General features: G+C 46.7%; 1 protein-coding gene. It reads left to right on the plus strand.

Annotation, left to right across the window (positions count from 1 at the left end):
- Positions 1-264: 264 nt before the first annotated feature.
- On the plus strand, positions 265-856 hold a 592-nt coding region (locus E1189_RS03810; protein WP_196221170.1), incomplete at its 3' end, for a zf-TRAF domain-containing protein.

The following is an 856-nucleotide window of genomic DNA, read 5'->3' on the forward strand; positions in this document are numbered from 1 at the left end:
ACAGACAGGGGCACAGCCAGGTTTACTGTAAAGGGAGGGCTCTTAACCCTTAACAATACCAACTTTCGCTGTCTGGGTGAGCAATGTAAGTGGTCAGGGGGGTACAATGACCTGGACGACCACAGGTTGTCTTGCGCTGACGAACGTGTAAATTGCAGTTATGGCTGTGATAAAACCCTGCCTCGCCGGGAGCTCACTCCCCATAAGGAGCAATGCCGAAAGCGCCCTTACAGGGAAGGAAACCTTGAGGCAGATTTTGAAACAGTGACTGAAGCCAAAAAGCTTAAGGCTGAATGTCTGGAAATGGCAGCTAATCAGCCACAAACTCCAGGTAAAATAAAAGAGTTTGCTGATCGCATGATCAGATTCTACCCCCTGGTTCTTGCTGCCGCCTTAAAAGAAACCTCTGAACCAGGTCTGACAACACCTGCAGCCACCACAACAAGTAAAATACTATGTCCTTATCAATGCGGCTATAAAGCCAACAGTCACAAGGAATTTTCTTCTCATTTCTCTGAGTGCCCCTACCAACCAATTTCGTGCCGCCACTGCTCAAAAACAGTGCAGAGAAAAGATATTATTGATCATGAAGAAGAATGTAACCTGCGCCCTGTGAACTGTACTTTTTGTGACGAAGACATGCTATTGGAAAGTATGGCGGAACACTTTGAGTATTGTGACGGTTACCCAGTAAACTGCACTCTGTGCCACAACGCTGTTCCTCGATCAAAACTCTACCGGCATAAGAAATTAGAGTGTCTACAGAGGCTTGTAGACTGTGACCGCTGCTTTGAAACATGCACTGCCACGGAGCTGAACGCACACAAACAGGGTTGTCGCTTTATGCAAAATATGA

It is taken from the genome of Parendozoicomonas verongulae (genome assembly GCF_009711465.1).
Lineage (GTDB): Bacteria > Pseudomonadota > Gammaproteobacteria > Pseudomonadales > Endozoicomonadaceae > Sansalvadorimonas > Sansalvadorimonas verongulae.